The 21,666-nt window shown below is 63.7% G+C and carries 19 protein-coding genes; 10 read left to right on the forward strand and 9 right to left on the reverse strand.

Features of this window, described 5'->3' with window-relative positions; genetic code table 11:
• Nucleotides 1-179: 179 nt before the first annotated feature.
• The 4 genes from ccoM to G9C89_RS23230 all read right to left on the reverse strand — a co-directional run bounded on the left by ccoM (nucleotide 180) and on the right by G9C89_RS23230 (nucleotide 1,747).
• A complete protein-coding gene (gene ccoM, locus G9C89_RS25430; RefSeq protein WP_315852844.1) occupies nucleotides 180-296 on the reverse strand; it encodes a cytochrome c oxidase subunit CcoM in 117 nt (38 codons plus the stop codon).
• 352 nt (nucleotides 297-648) lie between these two features.
• A complete protein-coding gene (locus tag G9C89_RS23220; protein ID WP_172152765.1) occupies nucleotides 649-810 on the reverse strand; it encodes a hypothetical protein in 162 nt (53 codons plus the stop codon).
• A complete protein-coding gene (locus tag G9C89_RS23225) occupies nucleotides 807-1,409 on the reverse strand; it encodes an alpha-ketoglutarate-dependent dioxygenase AlkB family protein (protein ID WP_172152767.1) in 603 nt (200 codons plus the stop codon). The genes G9C89_RS23220 and G9C89_RS23225 overlap by 4 nt, the downstream gene beginning before the upstream one ends.
• A gap of 41 nt (nucleotides 1,410-1,450) precedes the next feature.
• Nucleotides 1,451-1,747 carry an aspartate-semialdehyde dehydrogenase gene (locus tag G9C89_RS23230; protein ID WP_172152769.1) on the reverse strand — a complete coding sequence of 99 codons (297 nt, stop codon included), beginning with the start codon at nucleotides 1,745-1,747 and terminating at the stop codon, nucleotides 1,451-1,453.
• A 176-nt stretch (nucleotides 1,748-1,923) separates the two neighbouring features.
• On the opposite strand from G9C89_RS23230, the gene rapA reads away from it, so the two are divergent.
• On the forward strand, nucleotides 1,924-4,767 hold the full coding sequence (gene rapA / locus G9C89_RS23235; RefSeq protein ID WP_172152771.1) for an RNA polymerase-associated protein RapA: 2,844 nt from the start codon (nucleotides 1,924-1,926) through the stop codon (nucleotides 4,765-4,767).
• Between the two features lie 142 nt (nucleotides 4,768-4,909).
• Here rapA and G9C89_RS23240 read toward each other — a convergent pair whose 3' ends face one another.
• Complete coding sequence (locus G9C89_RS23240; protein WP_172152773.1) at nucleotides 4,910-6,238, reverse strand: spinster family MFS transporter; 1,329 nt, start codon at nucleotides 6,236-6,238, stop codon at nucleotides 4,910-4,912.
• Nucleotides 6,239-6,575: 337 nt separating this feature from the next.
• On the opposite strand from G9C89_RS23240, the gene G9C89_RS23245 reads away from it, so the two are divergent.
• The 4 genes from G9C89_RS23245 (at nucleotide 6,576) to G9C89_RS23260 (ending at nucleotide 14,065) form a co-directional block, all read left to right on the forward strand.
• Nucleotides 6,576-7,829, forward strand: a complete 1,254-nt coding sequence (locus tag G9C89_RS23245) for an acyltransferase family protein (RefSeq protein ID WP_172152775.1) — start codon at nucleotides 6,576-6,578, stop codon at nucleotides 7,827-7,829.
• Nucleotides 7,830-7,971: 142 nt separating this feature from the next.
• Nucleotides 7,972-9,519: a glucan biosynthesis protein G gene (locus tag G9C89_RS23250; protein WP_390623862.1), complete on the forward strand. Its 1,548-nt coding sequence runs from the start codon at nucleotides 7,972-7,974 to the stop codon at nucleotides 9,517-9,519.
• A complete protein-coding gene (mdoH, locus tag G9C89_RS23255; RefSeq protein ID WP_172152777.1) occupies nucleotides 9,516-12,104 on the forward strand; it encodes a glucans biosynthesis glucosyltransferase MdoH in 2,589 nt (862 codons plus the stop codon). Before G9C89_RS23250 ends, mdoH begins: the two co-directional genes overlap by 4 nt.
• 290 nt (nucleotides 12,105-12,394) lie before the next feature.
• Complete coding sequence (locus tag G9C89_RS23260; protein ID WP_172152779.1) at nucleotides 12,395-14,065, forward strand: GGDEF domain-containing protein; 1,671 nt, start codon at nucleotides 12,395-12,397, stop codon at nucleotides 14,063-14,065.
• Between the two features lie 4 nt (nucleotides 14,066-14,069).
• On the opposite strand, the gene G9C89_RS23265 is transcribed toward G9C89_RS23260, so the two are convergent.
• Both G9C89_RS23265 and G9C89_RS23270 read right to left on the reverse strand, forming a co-directional pair.
• A complete protein-coding gene (locus G9C89_RS23265; RefSeq protein WP_172152781.1) occupies nucleotides 14,070-14,855 on the reverse strand; it encodes a hydroxypyruvate isomerase family protein in 786 nt (261 codons plus the stop codon).
• Nucleotides 14,852-15,742, reverse strand: coding sequence for an NAD(P)-dependent oxidoreductase (locus G9C89_RS23270; RefSeq protein ID WP_172152843.1), 891 nt, complete (start codon nucleotides 15,740-15,742; stop codon nucleotides 14,852-14,854). Before G9C89_RS23270 ends, G9C89_RS23265 begins: the two co-directional genes overlap by 4 nt.
• Nucleotides 15,743-15,987: 245 nt before the next feature.
• On the opposite strand from G9C89_RS23270, the gene G9C89_RS23275 reads away from it, so the two are divergent.
• The 4 genes from G9C89_RS23275 to phnE are packed head-to-tail and all read left to right on the forward strand — an operon-like array spanning nucleotide 15,988 to nucleotide 19,251.
• Nucleotides 15,988-16,851 carry a putative selenate ABC transporter substrate-binding protein gene (locus G9C89_RS23275; RefSeq protein ID WP_172152783.1) on the forward strand — a complete coding sequence of 288 codons (864 nt, stop codon included), beginning with the start codon at nucleotides 15,988-15,990 and terminating at the stop codon, nucleotides 16,849-16,851.
• Nucleotides 16,848-17,651 (forward strand): phosphonate ABC transporter ATP-binding protein, encoded by an 804-nt coding sequence (locus G9C89_RS23280; RefSeq protein ID WP_172152785.1) that lies wholly within the window; start codon nucleotides 16,848-16,850, stop codon nucleotides 17,649-17,651. Before G9C89_RS23275 ends, G9C89_RS23280 begins: the two co-directional genes overlap by 4 nt.
• Complete coding sequence (locus G9C89_RS23285; protein WP_172152787.1) at nucleotides 17,645-18,472, forward strand: PhnE/PtxC family ABC transporter permease; 828 nt, start codon at nucleotides 17,645-17,647, stop codon at nucleotides 18,470-18,472. Before G9C89_RS23280 ends, G9C89_RS23285 begins: the two co-directional genes overlap by 7 nt.
• The gene (gene phnE, locus G9C89_RS23290; RefSeq protein WP_172152789.1) at nucleotides 18,469-19,251 is read left to right on the forward strand and encodes a phosphonate ABC transporter, permease protein PhnE; all 783 of its coding nucleotides are present in this window, start codon (nucleotides 18,469-18,471) and stop codon (nucleotides 19,249-19,251) included. Before G9C89_RS23285 ends, phnE begins: the two co-directional genes overlap by 4 nt.
• Before the next feature lie 100 nt (nucleotides 19,252-19,351).
• Here phnE and G9C89_RS23295 read toward each other — a convergent pair whose 3' ends face one another.
• Both G9C89_RS23295 and G9C89_RS23300 read right to left on the reverse strand, forming a co-directional pair.
• Nucleotides 19,352-19,717: a DUF5064 family protein gene (locus G9C89_RS23295; RefSeq protein ID WP_172152791.1), complete on the reverse strand. Its 366-nt coding sequence runs from the start codon at nucleotides 19,715-19,717 to the stop codon at nucleotides 19,352-19,354.
• Between the two features lie 84 nt (nucleotides 19,718-19,801).
• A complete protein-coding gene (locus G9C89_RS23300) occupies nucleotides 19,802-20,119 on the reverse strand; it encodes a DUF2288 domain-containing protein (protein WP_172152793.1) in 318 nt (105 codons plus the stop codon).
• A gap of 296 nt (nucleotides 20,120-20,415) precedes the next feature.
• Here G9C89_RS23300 and G9C89_RS23305 point away from each other — a divergent pair, with 296 nt between their 5' ends.
• Entirely contained in the window at nucleotides 20,416-21,543 is a 1,128-nt protein-coding gene (locus tag G9C89_RS23305) for a branched-chain amino acid ABC transporter substrate-binding protein (RefSeq protein ID WP_172152795.1), read from the forward strand.
• The last annotated feature ends 123 nt before the right edge of the window (nucleotides 21,544-21,666 follow it).

The raw sequence follows: 21,666 nt of genomic DNA on the forward strand, positions 1-21,666 counted from the left end.
CGATCCACGCTTCCTCCCCACACTCGGTCGCCCTCATGCAGTTGCGCTTCACTTCGTTCGCTGTGGTCAGCTTACGGCGGGACTTTCACCCACAAGATTGCGCCCATGCTGGGCGCACATAAAAAAAGGGCGACCGAAGTCGCCCAAATTGCCTTGCGTGCCCGTGGTTCTGGAAAGACTCAGGGCGCCTTGCGCTTGTGTGAGTCTTTCCAGATGAAATAACCAACACCTACGAAGAATGCGACCATCAAACCGACGGTGCCGACTCCGGCGAGAACTACAACATCGATAAACATGATTGCCTCCTGCGGTAGCCCTCTTGGGCTGTTGGGGATGGCTGCAAGTTATCAGGGCTGCGGGGCGGTTCATTGATCCAAGTCAAGGGGGCGCAGAGGCCCGCTGCGCATGGCAGCGGATACTGATCCAGATCAACGAATAGGCCCCGAACGGGGCGAATGGACAGGCGTGGCACAAGGCGACATCGCCTTTATGGACTGCGCGAAAAGCGGGTAAAACAACGCGCACCTGCTGCGACCGTCTCCGGCGGCAGTGCACCATGGTTTATCGGCACGGCACAAAAGCTGGCCGGCTGTCGCTGCGCCCTCGCGACGGCGCTCGACAGGCTCACAACCGCTGAGTCAGGCCTGGCTAGCGCTTTTTCGGCTTGCTCTTGCTGCTCTTCTTGCCCTTGGGCAGGGGCAGCGCCTGCTCGAATGCCTGACGCATCTCGTCGAGCTTCTTGTCATGCAGGTCGTGGATGCGCTTGCCGCGCTCGGCGCTGAAGTCGATCAGCTTGTCGTCGTTGCTCATGATGGCGACCGGATTAAACGAAACGTCAGATTCAGGCGTGGCGCGCATGGGCTGCGCGTCTTCGCCACTTGATGCTGCCAATAATGCTGGGTTGGCCCGCCCATGACCAGCAGCGAACCGTGATTGAGCGCCAGGGAGTGCTCGATGCGGCTGTGCCCCTTGCGCCGTAAATCGAAACGCCGGGTCGCGCCCAGGTTGAGCGAAGCGATCAGCGGATTGGCACCCAGCTCGGCCTCGTCGTCGCTGTGCCAGCCCATGGAGTCCTGGCCGTCGCGGTAATAGTTGAGCAATACGCCGTTGAGCGGCTGCCCGACCGCCGCCACCAGCCGGGCGCGAATCTCCGCGAGCAGGGGCGTCCAGGGCAGCGGTTGATGGGTCAGGCCGGAATAGCGGTAGCTGGCCGCGGCATCGCCATACCAGGCGACCAGCCGCGGCACCGGGTGCTGGCGACCGTAAAGCCGCACCTGCGGCTGCTGCCAGGGCGTCTGCTCGAGCAGCTGCGCAAGCCAGCGATCCGCCGTGGCCTGCTCCAGCCAGTGCGGCTTGAAGTCCAGCTCGGCGTCGGCCAGTTGCACATCGGTATCGGGGAATAGGCTCACGGGCAATCGGGCTTGGTTATCCAGCGCATAGTGTGCGCCGCTCAGACTTCCACATCCACCCACAGACCTTGCCGGGGGAGTTCGTCGATTACCGCCTCATCGGCCTCGGCCACGTCGCCTTCGGCCAGTTCCTCGGCGCTGTAGCCACGCCGCTGGCGCCGGCGCTGCTCCTCGCGCAACAACTCGGCCGCCTCCTGGGGGTGGCGCTTATCCAGGCTCACGCCACTTTCCTTGGCGCTGGCGGCGGCCGGCGTAACCGGCGGGATATCGGGCCTGGGCTTGATCACGTCCTGCTGGACGGTGACCGGCGCCATGCCGTGCGGAATTGGCGGTAGCACTTTATTCAGTCCTCCTTTGGTCAGGCTGTCGGCCACCCGGACGCCGACTTGAGCACGGCCTCGCTACACTTTCGACTCAAGTAACAGCTAATAAGTACCAGTTAAGCAGCATTGCGTCTTTGGCCTTGGCTTGGCGTTCCGTTACCATAGTCGGCTTTTTCACGCAGGAGACAGGCATGGCGCAGTATGAACCGGGGCAACGCTGGATCAGTGACAGCGAAGCGGAGTTGGGCTTGGGCACCATCCTCATACAGGACGGCCGGATGCTCACCGTGCTCTACCCGGCCACTGGCGAAACCCGCCAGTATGCTGCGAACAATGCACCGCTGACCCGCGTGCGTTTCTCCCCGGGCGACGAGATCACCCACTTCGAAGGCTGGAAGCTGACCGTCCAGGAAGTCGATGACGTCGACGGCCTGCTGGTTTACCACGGCCTCAACGGACAGAGCCAGAGCGTCACCCTGCCGGAAACCCAGCTGTCCAACTTCATTCAGTTCCGTCTGGCCAGCGACCGCCTGTTCGCCGGCCAGATCGACCCGCTGGCCTGGTTCGCCCTGCGCTACCGCACCCTGGAGTTCACCAGCAAGCAGTTGCAGTCCTCGCTCTGGGGCCTGGGCGGTGTGCGTGCACAACCGATCGCGCATCAGTTGCACATCGCCCGCGAAGTCGCCGACCGCATCGCCCCGCGGGTATTGCTGGCCGACGAAGTGGGCCTGGGCAAGACCATCGAAGCCGGCCTGGTGATCCATCGCCAGTTGCTCTCCGGGCGCGCCAGTCGCGTGCTGATCCTGGTGCCGGAAAACCTCCAGCACCAGTGGCTGGTGGAAATGCGCCGGCGCTTCAACCTGGATGTGGCGCTGTTCGACGCCGAACGTTTTATCGAGAGCGATGCCAGCAATCCCTTCGAGGATTGCCAGTTGGCGCTGGTCGCCCTGGAATGGTTGTGCGAAGACGAGCGAGCCCAGGACGCGCTGTTTGCCGCCGACTGGGACCTGCTGGTGGTCGACGAGGCCCATCACCTGGTCTGGCACCCGGAGCACGCCAGCGTGGAATACAGCCTGGTCGATCAGCTTGCCGAAGTGATTCCCGGCGTGCTGCTGCTCACCGCCACCCCGGAACAGCTCGGCCAGGACAGCCACTTCGCCCGCCTGCGCCTGCTCGACCCGCATCGTTTCCATGATCTCGCCGCCTTCCGCGCCGAGAGCGCCAACTACAAGCCGGTCGCCGAGGCGGTGCAGGAACTGCTCGATCAGGGCCGTTTGTCGCCCGCCGCGCATAAGACCATCCATGATTTCCTCGGTGCCGAGGGCGAGGCCCTGCTCGGCGCCGTCAGCGATGGCGATAGCGAAGCCGCGGCGCGCCTGGTGCGCGAGTTGCTCGACCGCCACGGTACCGGCCGCCTGCTGTTTCGCAACACCCGCGCCGCGGTGCAGGGTTTCCCCGAACGCGAACTGCATGCCTACCCGCTGCCCAGCCCGGACCTGTACCTGGAGCTGCCGGTCGGCGAGCACCCGGACCTGTACCCGGAAGTCAGCTACCAGGCCCAGGCCGACGTCGACGAGGAACAGCGCTGGTGGCGTTTCGATCCGCGCGTCGAATGGCTGATCGACACCCTGAAGATGCTCAAGCGGGTCAAGGTGCTGGTGATCTGCGCCCACGCCGAAACCGCCATGGACCTGGAAGACGCCCTGCGCGTGCGCAAGGGCATCGCCGCCACCGTGTTCCACGAAGGCATGAACATCCTCGAACGCGACCGCGCCGCCGCCTACTTTGCCGACGAGGAATTCGGCGCCCAGGTGCTGATCTGCTCGGAGATCGGCAGTGAAGGCCGCAACTTCCAGTTCGCCCACCACCTGGTGCTGTTCGATCTGCCGAGCCACCCGGACCTGCTCGAGCAGCGCATCGGCCGCCTCGACCGGATCGGCCAGAAGCACCGCATCCAGTTGCATGTGCCCTACTTGGAGAACAGCCCGCAGGAACGCCTGTTCCAGTGGTATCACCAGGCGCTGAATGCCTTCCTCGCCACCTGCCCGACCGGCAACGCCCTGCAGCACCAGTTCGGCACGCGCCTGCTGCCGCTGCTGGAAAGCGGCGACGACGGCGAATGGCAGAGCCTGGTGGATGAGGCCCGTGGCGAACGCGAGCGGCTGGAAGGCGAACTGCACGCCGGCCGCGACCGTCTGCTCGAGCTCAATTCCGGCGGTGCCGGTGAGGGCGAGGCGCTGGTCGAGGCCATCCTCGAACAGGACGACCAGTTCGCCCTGCCTATCTATATGGAGCAGTTGTTCGACGCCTTCGGCATCGACAGCGAGGACCATTCGGACAACGCCCTGATCCTGCGCCCCAGCGAGAAGATGCTGGATGCCAGCTTCCCGCTCGGCGACGACGAGGGCGTGACCATCACCTACGACCGCGACCTGGCCCTGGCCCGCGAGGACATGCAGTTCCTCACCTGGGAACACCCGATGGTGCAAGGCGGCATGGACCTGGTGCGTACCGGCTCGATGGGCAACACCGGGGTGGCGCTGATCAAGAACAAGGCCCTGAAACCCGGCACCGTACTGCTCGAACTGCTGTATGTCAGCGAAGTGGTGGCTCCGCGCGCCCTGCAACTGGGGCGCTACCTGCCGCCGGCGGCGCTGCGCTGCCTGCTCGACAGCAGCGGCAACGACCTGGCCCACAAGGTGGCGTTCGAGACCTTGAACGACCAACTGGAAAGCGTGCCGCGCGCCAGCGCCAACAAGTTCGTCCAGGCCCAGCGCGATACCCTCAACCCGTTGATCAATGCCGGCGAAGACAAGGTCGCGCCGCGCCACCTGGAGCGGGTAGCGGAGGCCAAGCGCCGCCTGGCCGCCGACACCGAAGAGGAACTGGCGCGCCTGACGGCCCTGCAAGCGGTCAACCCGAGCGTGCGCGACAGCGAACTCACCGCCCTGCGCCAGCAGCGCGAGCAGGGCCTGGCCCTGCTCGACAAAGCCGCGCTGCGCCTGGAAGCGATCAGGGTACTGGTCGCCGGCTGAGGCCAGCCCCTGAACTGACAAGGCCCGCAATTGCGGGCCTTGTCAGTTCAGGGTGACGGGCTGTGGGAGGGGCATCAGCCGCGATCCGACGCGCCTCTGGCTTGTCGCGGCTAAAGCGGAGCGCCGCCCGGCCCCTCCCGCATTACGCCGGCACCGCCTCGGCCATGCCGCTGCGCATGCGCGCAGAGTCGGCGACAAAACAGCGCGAGGCCTGCAGCAGCGCCAGCATGGTGAGAAACAGCGCCACCGGGATCAGCAGCATCGCATCATGCAGCCCCACCGCCTTGAAGGTTTCGCTCATCTCGCTGGCGCCAGCGGCGAGCATCGCCGCCTGGGAGAAATGATCGGACAGCAGGCCCACCGCAATGGGGCCGAGGCCGCCGCCGAGCAGGTACAGACCGGCGAAGAACAGCGCCATGGCCGTGGCACGCAGGCGCGGCTCGACCACATCCTGCAGCGCCGTGTAGACGCAGGTGTAGAAGTTGTAGGCGAACAGCCAGCCGACGCTGAAGACCGCAACGAACACGCCGACCTCGATGCGCCCGGCCAATAACGCATAGGCGGTGGCTGCGGCGGCGATCAGCATGCTCACGGCAGCGAACAACAGGCGTCCGGTGGCCGAATGCTGATGAATACGATCGGCCATCCAGCCACCCAGCGTCAGGCCAAACAGGCCGGTCACGCCGACGATCACCCCGGTGGCCACTGCCGCCTGCCCCAGCGGCAGGAGGAAATAACGCTGCAGCATCGGCACCATGAAGGAGTTGCAGGCGTAGGTGGCGAAGTTGAAGGCCAGGCCGGCGAGCACCAGCCACCAGAAGGTGCGGATCGCCAGCACCTTGCGCAGCGGCTTGTCCACCGCGCTGCTCGCCACCTGCACGGCTTCCGCCGCACCGCGCTTGGGCTCCTTGATGAAGAACATGAACAGCGCGAGGATCATCCCCGGCACGGCGGCGATGAAGAACGGCGCGCGCCAGCTGTCGAAGGCCTCGACCATGGCGCCGATGGTGAAGAACGCCAGCAGCAGGCCCAGGGGTAGGCCGAGCATGAAGATGCCCATGGCCCGGGCGCGTTTGTGCGGCGGAAACAGATCGCCGATCAGCGAGTTGGCCGCCGGCGCATAGCTGGCTTCGCCGATGCCGACGCCCATGCGTATCAGCAGGAAGCTCCAGAAGTTCCAGGCCAGGCCGTTGACCGCGGTCAAGCCGCTCCATACCACCAAACCCCAGCCCATGATCTTGCGCCGCGCGCCGGTGTCGGACATGCGCCCCAGCGGCACGCCGGCGATGGCATAGACGATGGTGAAGGCGGTGCCGATCAAACCCAGCTGAAAGTCGCTGAGGCTCCATTCCAGGCGAATCGGCTCGATGATGATGGCCGGAATGGTGCGGTCGAAGAAGTTGAACAGGTTGGCGAGAAATAGCAGGAACAGAATGCGCCAGGCGTTCGCCGCTTGTTGAGACTGCTGCATGGAATCCATCTCTGATTATTGTTATGGCCGCGATACACCACGGGGGCACGAACGTACTTGGCAGTGACCGCCAGGCAATCGAATCTAGAGCCTGCGATCCGCGCTGTCTGTGACTATTTGTAGTGTTGATGTCAGTGAATCGCACAGATCGAAGTCCCCGGCACCAGCAACCCACCGATCAAAAGCCGATTAAACCTGTCGAACGTGTTCAGGTTTGGCCGCGCGCACCTGTGCGCGCCCCTCTTGTGCTCCATCCAAGGGAGTGCCGGCGCCGTCCAGGCCACCCATGGCGATCCCTCCCCGGGGGATGGGGACAGTTCAATCACAGGAGATCAGAGTGGCTCGCATCGACAAGGAACATTTCATCGGCCTGGAGTGGTTACGCTTTCTGCTTGGCATCTATGTGGTGGTTTTCCACACCCTGCATAGCTATCCGGATGAACAAAAACCGTCCTGGCTGGCGGATCTGACCGGGGTCGGATTCTTTGCCACCAGCAGCTTCTTCGTGCTGTCCGGCTTCCTGCTGGCTCATGTGTACTGCCGCCAAGGGCAATTGCGCGAACCAGCCCGCAGCTTCTGGAGCAGGCGTTTCGCCAACCTCTATCCGCTGCACCTGTTTTCTCTGCTGCTGACGATCGGCGTGCTGTTCATCATCAGCAGCCTCGGTATCCCTCCCGATGACAGCAAGGCCAGCATCCGCTTCGTGATTTATGACACCAACGCAGACATGGCCGGCGCATCCCGGGAGACTCTTGAGCACTTCATGAGCAATGGCGAACTGCTGCTCAACTCCGGCTTGCAATTGCTCATGCTGCAAGCCTGGAATCCTTATTACCTGACGTTCAATGCGCCGCTATGGTCGATTTCCACGTTGTTTTTCTTCTACCTGACCTTTCCCCTGCTGGCACCGCGGCTGATGCGCACACGCCACAAGGGCTGGTGGTTGGTCGCCATCACCCTGATCTACCTGCTGCCACCGCTCTGGGTGATCCAGAGCCAGGAATACGGCATGCCCTACACCGGCATACTGCACCGCATGCCCCTGCTGCGCCTGCCAGAGTTTCTCGCTGGCATTCTGTTGTACGGGCTGTTCCGCCAGCTGCGCGACAACGGCTACCAGCCACAGCTGAGGGCCAAGCTGCTGCTTGGCGGCTTCAGCCTGCTGTGCTTCGGCGCAGCGATCTGGCTGCTGAAAGGTGAACAGTACTGGTACTTCCTGCTGCACAACGGCTTGCTGCTGCCCGCGCAACTGGCCCTGGTCTATCTGTGTGCCCTGATAGCCACGCCAGACAGCGAGCGCCTGATCCACTGGTCACAGCGTCTGGGTGCCGCATCGCTCCCGCTGTTTGTCCTGCACGTGCCGATTTTCATTATGTTTTCCCGCTCGGAAAAGCTCCTCGGCGTTGCCTCAGCACAGTGTTTCGAGCGCTGGACCAGCTGTGCCCAGCAAGCCGGTGAGCAAGCGCTGTCACTGTGGTTCTACCCACTGTTTCTGCTGTTGACGATTGCTTTGTGCGTCTGGGCGCAAGAAAATGCAGTAGTCCCGGCACGCAGGTGGCTACTCAGGCGCCTGCCGATATCTGTCCAGTAAAGATCCCCCAGCAAAGAGGAATCATTTACGGATAACATGGTCGGAAAATCAGTACCCGGTTCAACTGGGCCGCTCTATCTTTCTTGCTTCGTCTGGTGAATCCGTGTCATTGAAAATCGTCAAACTTTCTTCCCCTCACGGCATCCTCTCCCCCCTCCTCCATTTGGCCTCTATCGCCTTGCTGCTCTGCGCCGCTCAAGTACAGGCGTTCTCGCTGGATGACGTGGCTGCCAAGGCCAAGGCTCTCGGCGAAAAAGGCTACAGTGCACCGGCCAGCAATCTGCCTGCCCAATTCAGCGAGATGGCCTTCGCCGATTATCAGAAAATCCAACCGCGTCCTGAAGCGTTCGAGTGGAGCGAGCGCGATACGCCGTTCAAACTGAGCTTTTATCACCAGGGCATGCACTTCAATACACCGGTGAAGATCAACGAGATCACCAGCACCACGGTCAAGGAAATCAAGTACGACCCCGAACGCTTTAATTTCGGTGACCTGAAACTCGACCAGCAAGCGACCAAGAATCTCGGCTATGCCGGTTTTCGGGTGATGTACCCGATCAACCAGAAGGGCAAGCAAGACGAGATCATGAGCATGCTCGGTGCCAGCTACTTCCGAGTGATCGGCAAAGGACAGGTGTACGGTTTGTCGGCGCGCGGCCTGAACATCGACACCGCACTGCCCAGTGGCGAGGAGTTTCCCTATTTCCGCGAGTTCTGGATCGAACGGCCGAGGCCGCAGGACAAGCACCTGGTGATTTTCGCCCTGCTCGACTCACCGCGCGCGACCGGCGCCTACCGTTTCATCCTGCGCCCGGGCAAGGATGCACTGGTGGATGTACAAGCCCGCGTGTACCTGCGCGACGCAGTCGACGAACTTGGTCTGGCATCGCTGACCAGCATGTTCCTGTTCGACCCGAAACAGCCCCCCAGGCAGCACAGTTTCCGGCCGGCCCTGCATGACTCCAACGGCCTGGCGATCCATGCCGGCAATGGCGAGTGGCTCTGGCGACCGCTGAACAATCCAAAACACCTGGCCGTCAGCAGCTGGCAGGTGGAAAACCCGAGAGGCTTCGGCTTGCTGCAACGCGGTCGGGAGTTCTCCCGCTACGAAGACCTCGACGACCGTTACGACCTGCGCCCTAGCGCCTGGATCGAACCCAGGGGTGACTGGGGCAAAGGCCGGATAAAGCTGGTGGAAATCCCCACCCAGGACGAGACCAACGACAACATAGTGGCATTCTGGGCGCCGGATAAACTGCCCGAAAAAGGCCAACCCCTGGAATTTGCCTACCGCATGCACTGGACCCGTGACGAACCAGCGCTGCATCAGCCGGACAACGCCTGGGTCGCCCAGACCCTGCGCGCGCCGGGTGAAGACAAGCAGGCCAACCTGATCCGCCAACTGGACGACAGTATCGCCATGCTGATCGACTTCGAAGGCCCCGCACTGACCAAGTTGGCGAAAGATGCCGCACCGAGTTCGCAAGTCAGCGTCGGCGACAATGCTAAGCTGATGGAGAACAACCTGCGTTATAACCCCGCCACCCGTGGCTGGCGCCTGACCTTGCGGATCAAGGTCAAAAACCCCGAGCAGCCGGTGGAGATGCGCGCGGCGCTGATCAATGGCGACCAGCCGCTGAGTGAAACCTGGAGTTATCAATTACCCGCCCACACGGCTATCAGTCGATGAACGAGCAGAGCGCCGCCCCCCTGCACCAGCCAGAGCTGGACGCCTACCTGGCAGAATTGTCACTGCCTGACGCAGAGCGAGAGGCGCTGGCCCAGGCCGAGAGCTTCGCCGACCTGCACCGGCGTCTGTCCGGCCAGCCGGCGCCGAGCACGGCCGAAGCCGTCTGCCAGTCCGCGACACGCCGCCTGCAACTTGGCGCCGGAACCAACCTGGCTGACATCGGTGTCCTCGGCGAAGATGCCGCTGGCCGGCCGCGCATCGAGGCTACCCCGCCCCTGCACCGCAGCCATGTGACCCCCGAGGCCTGGCGCACCAATATCCTGGTACGTGCCTGGCGCAAACTGCTCGGCAGGAAAAGCCCGCCGCCGCCGCCGCGGCAGCAGCTGGAACCCGCCCCCTGGCGCCAGGTTGGCTCGCACCGCCGGCTGGTCCTGCTGCTGTTGATGCTCGGACAAACCGCAGTGGCGACCTGGTACATGAACAGCATCCTGCCCTATCAGGGCTGGATCCTGATCGACCTGCAGGAAATCATGCAGCAGAGCCTGCAGCAGAGTTTCATCCAGGTTCTGCCTTACCTGGTGCAGGGCAGCATCCTGGTGCTGTTCTCCATCCTGTTCTGCTGGGTTTCCGCCGGTTTCTGGACCGCCCTGATGGGCTTCTGGGAGCTGCTGCGCGGCTATGACCGGTACGGGATTTCCGGCGCGCACGCGGGTGATCAGCCGATCCCTGCCGAAGCGCGGACCGCGATCATCATGCCGATCTGCAACGAGGACGTGCCGCGGGTCTTCGCCGGGTTGCGCGCAACCTATGAGTCGGTGGCCGCCACCGGCGATCTCGATCGCTTCGATTTCTTCGTGCTCAGCGATACCGGCGACGCCGACATCGCCGCCGCCGAGCAGAGCGCCTGGCTGGAACTGTGCCAGGCCTGCAAAGGCTTCGGCCGGATCTTCTACCGGCGCCGGCGCCGCCGGGTCAAACGCAAAAGCGGCAATATCGACGATTTTTGCCGCCGCTGGGGCAGCAACTACCGCTACATGGTGGTCCTCGATGCCGACAGCGTCATGAGCGGCGAAAGCCTGACCTGCCTGGTGCGCCTGATGGAAAACAATCCCCAGGCCGGGATTATCCAGACCGCACCGAAGTCCGCCGGCATGAATACCCTGTATGCACGCCTGCAACAATTCGCCACCCGCGCCTACGGCCCGCTGTTCACCGCCGGCCTGCACTTCTGGCAACTCGGCGAATCGCACTACTGGGGGCACAACGCGATCATCCGCGTACAGCCTTTCATCGACCACTGCGCCCTGGCGCCGCTGCCGGGCAAGGGCGCATTCGCTGGCGCGATCATGTCCCACGACTTCGTCGAAGCGTCACTGATGCGGCGCGCCGGTTGGGGTGTCTGGATCGCCTACGATGTACCCGGCAGCTATGAGGAACTGCCGCCCAACCTGATCGACGAGCTGGAACGCGATCGCCGCTGGTGCCATGGCAACCTGATGAATTTCCGCCTGTTCCTGGTCAAGGGCATGCACCCGGTGCACCGTGCGGTGTTCCTCACCGGGGTGATGTCCTACCTGTCGGCACCGCTGTGGTTCCTCTTCCTGCTGCTCTCCACCGCGTTGCTGGCGACCCACACCCTGCTGGAGCCCCAGTATTTCCTGGTGCCCGGCCAGTTGTTCCCGATCTGGCCGCACTGGAATCCAGATCAAGCCATTGCCCTGTTCTCCACCACCCTGACCTTGCTGTTCCTGCCCAAACTGCTCAGCGTCCTGCTGATCTGGGTCAAGGGTGCGCACGCCTATGGCGGCGCGTTCAAGGTCAGCCTCAGCATGCTCCTGGAAATGCTCTTCTCGGTACTGCTGGCGCCGGTCAGAATGCTGTTCCACACCCGCTTCGTCACCGCTGCCTTTCTCGGCTGGTCGGTGCAATGGAACTCACCCCAACGTGACGATGGCATAACCACCTGGGGCGACGGCGTACGTCGGCACGGCTGGCAAACCCTGCTGGGTATCTTCTGGACTGCCGGGGTCGCCTGGCTCGACCCGGTGTTCCTCTGGTGGCTGGCGCCGATCGTGGTGTCGCTGATGGTGTCGATCCCGGTTTCGGTGATTTCCAGCCGCCTGAGCCTGGGCCTGAGTGCCCGACGCAACCAGCTGTTCCTGATCCCCGAAGAGTCGAATCCGCCCCAGGAACTGGTGTCCACCTATGCCTACGCCAGGCACAACCGCGAGCATGCCCTGCACCAGGGATTTATCGCCGCAGTCCTGCAGCCGTTCCCCAACGCCCTGGCGTGCGCCATGGCAACCGCTCGTCATGGCGATTCGTCACGCCTCGAAACGGCCCGCCAGCGCTTGTTGCAACATGCGCTGAAAAACGGCCCGAAAAAGCTCGACGGCCCCAGCAAACTGGCCTTGTTGAGTGATCCCGTGGTGCTCAGCCGCCTGCACGCGCTGCTCTGGGAACAGGCCGAGCTGCACCCCTTGTGGCGACATGCCTTTGGCCAGTCCATACAGCAGCCAGCCCGTTTGCCAGTCACGCAGGCCAGGCTTCCCCTGTCGCAGCCGCCCCGCCCGGTAGCCGGCTAACACACCCTTCGGCTGCGATGCTTGGCACATCGCAACCGAAGGCTCTGCTGCCGAGCAGAGCCGCTGGTCAGCAAGAACCTGCCGCCGAGCATGCCGGTCCGCGGCCATGCACTTGCCTTATGCACAGACTCACTATACTGATGCCAGATCGCCATATCCTTCACCCATGATCGGCGACACCGATAATCGACGCGAGCGTGGTCTACGACTGCTAGGGCCGTTGTCGTGACCGCATACCCTGTCGATGGTTGTACAAGGCTGTATAGACGCTGAGTCAACGGCAGGTCGCCATGCCCCTACCCGTTCACACACCACCCGGCAAGCGGGGCAACACTTCGCTACGCTTAGGCCTCGGCCTGTTGCTGGTGCAGTTGCTGTGCCTGGCCGAGACCATGGCCGCAGAAAAAATCCGCCTGCAACTGCGCTGGCTGCATCAGTTCCAGTTCGCCGGCTACTACATGGCCCAGGAAAAAGGCTTCTATGCGCAGGCCGGGCTGGAGGTGGAAATCCGCCCAGGCGGGCCCGGCACGCCGAAGCCGATAGACCTCCTGCTCGAAGGGAATGCCGATTTTGCCATTGCCAACAGCGGCCTGGTCATCGCGCGCTTGCAGGGCCGGCCGGTGGTGGCGCTGGCGGCGATCATGCAGAGTTCGCCAATCGTGTGGATAGTGCGCGCCGACTCGGACATCTACACGCCCCACGACCTGGCAGGCAAGCGGGTAATGCTGATGCCGGCACCGGAAAACGCCGAACTGCTTGTCACCCTGGCCCGTGAAGGCGTCGATCAAGACCGCCTGCAGCTGCAACAGACCAGCTTCGACCCGCAAGATCTGATCGACGGCAACACCGACGCCTACAACGGTTACATTTCCAACGAGCTGTTCTGGCTGCAACAACAGCAGCTGCCCTACCGGTTGATCAAGCCGCGCGAATACGGGGTCAACTTCTACAGTGACGTGCTGACCACTAGCGAAGTCCTGCTGCAACAGCGTCCCGCACAGGTCGAGGCCTTCATCCAGGCCAGCCTCAAGGGCTGGCAATACGCCCTGGAACACATCGAGGAAAGCGTACAGCTGATCCATCAACGCTATGCCCCCGACAAGAGCCTGGAACATCTGCGTTTCGAAGCCGAAGAATTGCACAAGCTGATCATGCCGGAGCTGGTGCAACTGGGGCACATGAACCCGGGGCGCTGGCACGCCATTGCGCAAAGCTACCTGGATCTGGGTATGGCCGATGGACCGATCGAACTGGACGGTTTCATCTACAAGCGCAAGGTTGCAACCGATCACAGCCTGCTTTACCAGGTGCTTGGCGGGGCTTTGCTAGCCCTGCTGCTGCTGGGCGCCGTGGCGTTGCGCTTTGCCCGCCTGACTCGCAAGCTGCGCCTGGAGGTCAAGCGCCGGCAACAGGCCGAGCAGGAACTGCGCAGCAGCAACCTGCAACTGGAGCGCCTGGCCAATACCGATCGCCTGACCGGACAATGGTCGCGCCTGAAGATCGAGGAGTTGGCGCACAACGAAATCAAGCGGGCCGAGCGCTATGATTTCCCCCTGGCCCTGGTATTTCTCGATATCGACCGCTTCAAGTCGGTCAACGACCAGTATGGTCACGACGTCGGCGACTGCGTCCTCACTGGCGTGGCGCACCGGATCAAGAGCCACCTGCGCGACTCCGACAGCCTGTGCCGCTGGGGCGGCGAGGAATTCATCATCCTCATGCCGCACACCGACCTCGACCAGGCCTGCCTGATCGCGGAAAAGCTCCGCGGCCTGCTCGCCGCCGAACCGCTGACCGGCACCATCGGCGTTACCGGCAGCTTCGGCGTGGCGCAGTGGCAGCCCGGACAAGGCCTGGGCGAGCTGGTGCACTGCGCCGACCTGATGCTCTATCGCGCCAAGAAGTTGGGGCGCAACCGGGTCGAACGCTTTTCTCCCTGCGCCATCCTGCCCCTGGTGTAACGGGCTAGCCGGCGTTGCGCCAGCTGGCCAGCCAGCCCAGCCCCGCCTGCGTACCCGCCTCGCCCGGCAGGTACTCGGCGCCCAGCCAGCCCCGATAGCCGCTGCGTTCGAGCGCCGCCAGGGCTGGAGCAAACTCGAGCTGACCGGTTCCCGGCGCCCCGCGCCCGGGGCAATCGGCGAACTGCACATGGCCGATGCGCCCGACCAATAACGCGATGCCTGCCAGCAGGTCCACGCCTTGGCGCGCCATGTGATAGAGGTCGTACTGGGCCGCCAGATTGGGGTGCCCGACCCTGCGCAACAACTCATCGAGCTGTTCCGGGGTGTTGATCAAAAAGCCCGGCATGTCCAGCGGGTTGATCGCCTCCACCAGCACGCGGATCCCCAGCACCCGAAAAGCCTCGGCGCTCTTGTGCAGATTGGCGGCCAGGGTCGCCAACGCCCGTTCTCGGCTTACCCCCTCGGCCAGGCGCCCGGGCAGCACATTGACGCAGGCCGGACGCACCATCGCCGCATAGGTCAGCGCCTCCTGCAGTGCCGCATCGAACTCGGCCTGGCGCGCCGGCACCGCCGCCAGACCGGCGCCGCCGTCGAGCAGGTCGCCAGCCGGCAGATTGATCAGCACCAGCGGCATACCCGCGGCCTCCAGTGCCTCCTTCAGGCGAATCGCCGCCAGCTCGTAGGGAAACTGGATCTCCACCCCATCGAAGCCCGCTGCGGCGGCCGCCACCACCCGCTCGCGCAACGGCAGCTCAGTGAACAACAGCGACAGGTTGGCGGCGATTTTCATGCCTCGCCCTCCCGATACAGTTGCACCAGCGTGGCCGGGTCGCGCTGCAGATTGCCCTGGCTGCCGTGCAGGCGCATCAACTGTGCCGCCAGGCCGCTGAGTGGTGTGGCCGAACCGATCTCGCGGGACAGTTTGACCGCGCTGTCGAGATCCTTGAGCAAGGTGCGCACATGCCATTTGATCGGTTCGAACTGGCTGCTGGCCATTTGCGGGGCGAGGATCTGCAGCTGTTTGGAATCGGCAAAACCACCGGCCAAGGCCGGCGCGAGCAGGCTGGCATCGACCCCGGCCCGCTCCGCCAGGGCCACCACCTCGGCAATCACCAGCGTGTTGCAGGCGACGATCATCTGGTTGCACAACTTGGTCACCTGACCGGCACCGACATCGCCCATGCGGGTCAGGCGCTGACCCAGGTGGGCGAGGATCGGTCGCGCCCGTTCGACATCCTCCTCGCGCCCGCCGGCCATGATTGCCAGGCTGCCGGCCTCGGCGCCTGGCGTGCCGCCGGACACAGGCGCATCGACCCAGCGCATGCCACAGCGCTGCTCCAGTTCGGCGGCCATCGCGCGGGTCGCCGCCGGTTCCAGACTGGAGAAATCCACCAGCAGTTGCCCGGGGCGGGCGCCCTCGACGATACCGCCGGAGCCGAACACCACCTCACGCACCACCTCGGTATTGGCCAGGCAGAGCATCACGATGCCGGCATCGGTGCACAACTCGGCCGGGGTTTGCGCACGCTGCGCCCCCAGCTCGAGCAACGGCAGGCACTTGTCCGGCGAACGGTTCCACACGCTCAGGGGATAGCCCGCGGCCAGCAGGCGCCGGGTCATGGGCAGGCCCATCAGGCCGATGCCGGCGAAAGCCAGGGCCGGAAGGGAGGTGGTCATCGATGCCGACATAATGCGACTCCAGCTCAAAGGTGATGGATATCTTAACGTAGGGTGGGACGGGCTAGCGGCGCGAAACGTCTGCAGCGAACCGGGCACGAACCGGGCACGCCGCGTAACCCACCGGGGTGTAAGGCAGACACCGCCGCGGCAATCCGAACAGAGGGCTTCGCCCGCCCAACCACAAGCGCGTGATTCCCTTTATACTTCGCCGGCTTTCCCCGCTATTGAACCGGAGAACCCCCATGTTGAAGCGTCCCTTTGCGCTGGCCGCCGGCCTTGCCTTGTGTTTTTCCGCCGTATTCGCCCAAGCCGCCGATGTATTGCGCGTCTCGGCCATCCCCGATGAAGCCCCCACCGAGCTGCTGCGCAAGTTCAAGCCGCTTGGCGCCTACCTCGAACAGCAACTGGACATGCAGGTCGAGTTCGTCCCGGTATCCGACTATGCCGCCGTGGTCGAAGCCCTCGCCGCCGATCGTATCGACCTGGCCTGGCTGGGCGGCTTCACCTTCGTCCAGGCGCGGCTGAAAACCGGCGATGCTGCGCACGCTGCCATTCCGTTGGTGCAACGCGCCGAAGATGCAAAATTCACCAGCAAGATCATCAGCGCCGATCCGGCCGTGCAATCGCTGCAAGACCTGAAAGGCAAGACCTTCGCCTTCGGCTCGGTGTCGTCCACCTCCGGCAGCCTGATGCCACGCTACTTCATGCTGCAGGACGGGATCGAGCCGGAACAGTTCTTCAGCCGCATCGCCTACTCCGGTGCACATGACGCCACCGCGGCCTGGGTCCAGGCGGGCAAGGCCGACGGCGGCGTACTCAACGCCTCGGTGTGGGACAAACTGGTCGCCGCCGGCAAGGTCGACACCGACAAGGTCAAGGTAATCGCCACCACCCCGCCCTACTTCGATTACAACTGGACAGTGCGCGGCACCCTCGACCCGGTCGTGCGCGACAAGATCCAGGCGGCGTTCCTCGCCCTCGACCCGGCCAACCCGGAACACAAGGCGATCCTCGACCTGCAAGCCGCCAGCCGCTTTATCCCGACCAAGGCAGAAAATTACCAGGGTATCGAGGAAGCAGCCCAAGCGGCCGGCCTGTTGAAGTGAGTGTCAGCCTCAGCGGCGTGGGCCTGACCCACGCCAACGGTCAGGTGGCGCTCAGCGAGGTCGATCTACAGGTCAAGATCGGCGAGCGGGTGGCCATCATCGGCCCATCGGGCGCGGGCAAAACCAGCCTGCTGCGCCTGCTCGCCAGCAACCTGCAACCCAGCAGCGGACAGATCCACCTGCTCGGCCAGCAGCCTTGGCAGCTCGGCGCGCGCCAGCGGCAGAAATTGCGTGCGCGGATCGGCCTGATCCATCAGGCGCCGCCCTTGCCGCCGCGCCAGCGCGTGGTCACCGCGGTACTAGCCGGCAAGCTCGGCCAGTGGTCGCTGGGCAAGAGCCTGCTCAGCCTGCTGCACCCGCTGGATATCCCCGGCGCCCAGGCGGCCCTCAGTCGCCTGGACCTGGCGGACAAGCTGTTCGAGCGCTGCGACCAGCTGTCCGGTGGCCAGTTGCAACGGGTCGGCATCGCCCGGGTGCTCTATCAGGCGCCGGAACTGATCCTTGCCGACGAACCCGTGTCGGCCATGGATCCGGTGCTCGCCGGCCATACCCTGAGCGTACTCAATGAGGAAGTCAGCCGGCGCGGCATGACCCTACTGGCCAGCCTGCATGCGGTGGAGTTGGCCCTGGCGCATTTCCCGCGGATCATTGGCGTGCGCGAGGGGCGCATCATCTTCGACCTGCCGCCCGAGGCAATCGGCGCCAACGCACTGGATGCGCTGTATGCCAACGAACAATTGCCAGCCGTGCCCACCTCGGCGGCGCCGGCACCTGTGAGCGTGCAGATCCCGCGATGCTGAACCCCGTACTGCGCGACCCGGCAGCCTTGCCGCGCCTGGTCCTGACCCTGCTGGCGGTGCTGCTGTTGTGGCCGGGCCTGACGCTCAGCGAGCTGAACCTGGTGGTGCTGTTCGATGAGCGCAACGCGACCAATATGGGCCGCTTTCTCGTCGACTTCTGGCCGCTGGCGCATGATCGCGAGTTCCTCCGGTTGCTCGCTCGCGCCACCCTGGAAACCCTGGCCATCGCCACCGCCGGCATGGCCCTGGCCCTGCTGATCGCCATTCCCGGCGGCCTGCTGGCCAGCCGTGCGCTGTCACTCTCCGCCGTCCACCGTGGCGGACGCCCGGCCTGGTGGGCACAGGCACTGCGCTGGCCGGTGCGCGGCCTGCTGATCGTCCTGCGTAGCGTGCCGGAAATCGTCTGGGCGCTGCTGTTCGTGCGCGCCGTGGGTCTCGGCCCGACGGCCGGGGTGCTGGCCATCGCCATCACCTACAGCGGCATGCTCGGCAAGGTCTATGCGGAGATCTTCGAGTCGGTCGATCCGCGTCCGAGCCGCGCCCTGCTGGTTGCCGGCAGCCCACGCCTGGCCGCCTTTGCCTACGGGGTACTGCCCAATGCTGGCGCAGAAATGCTCTCCTATACGGTGTACCGCTGGGAATGCGCCATCCGCGCCTCGGTGGTGATGGGCTTCGTCGGCGCAGGCGGCCTGGGCCAGCAGATCGACCTGTCGATGCGCATGTTCGCCGGCGGCGAGGTGGCCAGCATGCTGCTGACCTTCCTGTTGCTGGTGCTGCTCGCCGACCAACTCAGCCGCCTGCTGCGCGCGAGGCTGCTATGAAGCCGCCTGCGGACAAGCGCCTGGGCAACTATGCCCTGCTGCTGGCCTTGCTGGCGGCGGTGCTTGCGTCCTTCAGTTTCCTGGGCATCGACCTGGGCGCCCTGGTCAGTGGCGACAGCCTGAGGCAAATGGGCCGCTACGCCAGCAGCTTCTTCAGCCCGGATTTTTCGCCGCCGCACGTGCGGGCCATCGGCCATGGCGCGCTGGAGACCCTGGCCATGTCGGCCATCGGCACCCTGCTGGCCGCCCTGCTCGGCCTGCTCCTGGCCTTGCCGGCGTCCGGGCGCTTTGGCTGGCTGGCCCTGAGTGGCTCACGCTTTCTCCTGAATGCCCTGCGCGCGATCCCGGAACTGGTGTGGGCGGCCCTGGTGGTGCTGGCCGCCGGCCTCGGACCGAATGCCGGCACCCTGGCCCTGGCCCTGCACACCACCGGAGTGCTCGGTCGCCTGTTCGCCGAGGCCCTGGAGAACACCCCGAACGAACCGGCCGAGGCGATTCGCCTGAGCGGTGGCGGGCATGTGGCGGCGTTCTGCTACGGCACCCTGCCGGCGGTCTGGCCGCAGCTGATCGCCTATTCGTTGTACCGCTGGGAAAACAATATCCGCATGGCCAGCGTGCTCGGCTTTGTCGGTGCCGGCGGCCTGGGACAGATGCTCTACGTCAGCCTCAGCCTGTTCCAGGAAGCCCAGGCGGCGACGGTGATCCTGGCGATGCTGATCCTGGTGCTGGCGGTCGACGCCTTCAGCGGCTGGGCGCGTCAACGCTGGGTCAGCGCGTAGGGTCGCGCAGCATCCGGCGCGCTGGCGCTGGCCGTGGACTAGCAGCACTGGAATGGCGAACTAAGGACGGAGTGTGTACTGATCGGCGCAATCGACAGGCTTACAGCCCATCCTTCTCCAGGTGATCGAGGTCGATCGGATCGCCAATATTGACCCCCAATTTGGCCCGAATATCGGCGAACATCTCGTCGTATTCCTGATGGTTACGCATGACTAAGCTGGAGTTGGTCGGGAAACCGTGCTTACGCGCAATACGGGTAGCAACGCTGGCAAAATTAAAGGCGGTATCGCGGTGCAGTTCAAATTGCTCCTCGAAGGTCTTGCCTGCCAGATCGCCAACCATGCGCATGTGCAGCATCGGCCCTTCGGCGGGATCCCTGCGCACCTCGTAATAGAGATCGACGCTGAACGCGAGTTGATCGGCTATGCCGGGACTGGTGATGTGAAGATGGCCGGGTTCGAACATAACGACACTCCCACTATAAAGTCCCTTTCGAGCATAGCTCAGCACCGCTAGTCCGGTTAAAAAAGCGGCCAGCGGTTTGCCGGATCAGATTGGTCTCGTTTCCCCGGCGCGCTCCTGCACCAGCACCCAGGGTGCCACCACCACAGCCCAGAGCTTGGGATCGCGCGCCAACAAGTCCTGCGCACACACCTCATCGACCTTGCTCAGCACTTCGGCCTGCAGCCAGGTAGCCACTTTGCCCTGATCGTTTTCGGCCACGGCTTGCGCCACTGCAACCAGATCTTGCTCGCCCTGCACCCACAGCAACGCGCCGCGGGCGAAGAAAGGTTGTAATTCTTGCCAGGTGATTGGCGCAGTTTCTCCAAGCAGCTTGGCATAGAGGGTGCTAGGTTGTTCAGTCATGGTTTGTCCGCAGAAGTAGTCCGAGTTTTGCTCGGGCAACATGATAGCGCCGAGCAAGCACCAGGCAAGTCCGCCGGAAGCTGTCGGACGCAGGCAAATCACGCCGTTTTTCTATACGTTTATTGCAATTAAGCGACATCCGCATGCTTTGCCGTCAGCGGCCGGCTTTCAAGCCGCAAAGCGGCGCTCTACACTGCAGCGGTAAAGTTGCCGGGGGTATAAGCGGATGAAACCATCCGGTTATGCAACTTTGGCTGCCAGAACTACACAACGAAAATCAATAAGAGTGGAGCACTATGAACAAGGCTACTAAGCAGATATCCAAACTGTTTGCCGCCATGGCCATGGCCGGCGTTGCCAGCTACTCGCTAGCGGCTGACACCATCAAGATCGGCATGGCAGGTCCGGTAACGGGCGCAGTCGCACAATATGGCGAGATGCAATTCATCGGCGCCAAGATGGCCATCGAGCAGATCAACAAGGCTGGTGGCGTCAACGGCGCCATGCTCGAAGGCGTGGTCTACGACGATGCCTGCGATCCGAAACAAGCCGTGGCCGTGGCCAACAAGATCGTTAACGACGAAGTGAAATTCGTGATCGGCCACCTCTGCTCCAGCTCCACTCAGCCGGCGTCCGACATCTATGAAGACGAAGGCATCCTGATGATCAGCCCGGCGTCCACCAGCCCGGACATCACCGCTCGCGGTTACGAACTGGTGTTCCGCACCATCGGCCTGGACAGCCTGCAAGGCCCGACCGCCGGCAACTTCATTGCCGACCACGTCAAGCCAAAAGCTGTAGCTGTCATCCATGACAAGCAACAGTACGGCGAAGGCATCGCCACCGCGGTCAAGCAGACCCTGGAAGCCAAAGGCACCAAGGTCGCCCTGTTCGAAGGCATCAACGCCGGCGACAAGGATTTCTCCGCGATGATCGCCAAGCTCAAGCAAGCCGGTGTGGATTTCGTCTACTACGGCGGCTACCACCCGGAACTGGGCCTGCTGCTGCGTCAGTCGGCTGAAAAAGGCCTGAGCGCCAAGTTCATGGGCCCGGAAGGTGTGGGTAACAAGGAAATCTCGGCCATCGCCGGCCCGGCTTCCGAAGGCCTGCTGGTGACCCTGCCGAAGTCGTTCGACCAGGATCCACGCAACCAGGCGCTGGTCGAGGCGTTCAAAGCCAAGAACGAAGACTCCAGCGGCCCGTTCGTATTCCCGGCCTATGCGGCCGTGCAGGTAATCGCCGAAGGCATCGAAAAAGCCGGCAGTACCGACACCGACAAGGTGGCCGCAGCCCTGCGTGCCAACAGCTTCGACACGCCAACCGGCGTCCTCAGCTTCGACGAAAAGGGCGACCTGAAGGACTTCAGCTTCGTGGTCTACGAATGGCACCAGGACGGCACCAAGACCGAAGCGCCGCTCAACTGATAAAGCGGCTTCCCGCCTGAACCCAAAGCCCACTGCAACCGCAGTGGGTTTTGTTTATTAGAAGAATTCCGGTCTCACCCTGCGCCACAAGCGCTGACGTGCGTGACGACCCAGGAGTTAGGC

The organism is Pseudomonas tumuqii (genome assembly GCF_013184545.1).
Taxonomy (GTDB): Bacteria; Pseudomonadota; Gammaproteobacteria; order Pseudomonadales; family Pseudomonadaceae; genus Aquipseudomonas; species Aquipseudomonas tumuqii.

Excerpts from the sequence above, each read along its gene's own strand:
- G9C89_RS23285 (WP_172152787.1), top strand. The coding sequence starts at position 17,645 with ATGCTGAACCCCGTACTGCGCGACCCGGCAGCCTTGCCGCGCCTGGTC.
- mdoH (WP_172152777.1), top strand. The coding sequence starts at position 9,516 with ATGAACGAGCAGAGCGCCGCCCCCCTGCACCAGCCAGAGCTGGACGCC.
- rapA (WP_172152771.1), top strand. The coding sequence starts at position 1,924 with ATGGCGCAGTATGAACCGGGGCAACGCTGGATCAGTGACAGCGAAGCG.
- G9C89_RS23220 (WP_172152765.1), bottom strand. The coding sequence starts at position 810 with ATGAGCAACGACGACAAGCTGATCGACTTCAGCGCCGAGCGCGGCAAG.
- G9C89_RS23260 (WP_172152779.1), top strand. The coding sequence starts at position 12,395 with ATGCCCCTACCCGTTCACACACCACCCGGCAAGCGGGGCAACACTTCG.
- G9C89_RS23240 (WP_172152773.1), bottom strand. The coding sequence starts at position 6,238 with ATGCAGCAGTCTCAACAAGCGGCGAACGCCTGGCGCATTCTGTTCCTG.
- G9C89_RS23275 (WP_172152783.1), top strand. The coding sequence starts at position 15,988 with ATGTTGAAGCGTCCCTTTGCGCTGGCCGCCGGCCTTGCCTTGTGTTTT.
- G9C89_RS23270 (WP_172152843.1), bottom strand. The coding sequence starts at position 15,742 with ATGACCACCTCCCTTCCGGCCCTGGCTTTCGCCGGCATCGGCCTGATG.
- G9C89_RS23300 (WP_172152793.1), bottom strand. The coding sequence starts at position 20,119 with ATGACTGAACAACCTAGCACCCTCTATGCCAAGCTGCTTGGAGAAACT.
- G9C89_RS23295 (WP_172152791.1), bottom strand. The coding sequence starts at position 19,717 with ATGTTCGAACCCGGCCATCTTCACATCACCAGTCCCGGCATAGCCGAT.
- phnE (WP_172152789.1), top strand. The coding sequence starts at position 18,469 with ATGAAGCCGCCTGCGGACAAGCGCCTGGGCAACTATGCCCTGCTGCTG.
- ccoM (WP_315852844.1), bottom strand. The coding sequence starts at position 296 with ATGTTTATCGATGTTGTAGTTCTCGCCGGAGTCGGCACCGTCGGTTTG.
- G9C89_RS23305 (WP_172152795.1), top strand. The coding sequence starts at position 20,416 with ATGAACAAGGCTACTAAGCAGATATCCAAACTGTTTGCCGCCATGGCC.
- G9C89_RS23265 (WP_172152781.1), bottom strand. The coding sequence starts at position 14,855 with ATGAAAATCGCCGCCAACCTGTCGCTGTTGTTCACTGAGCTGCCGTTG.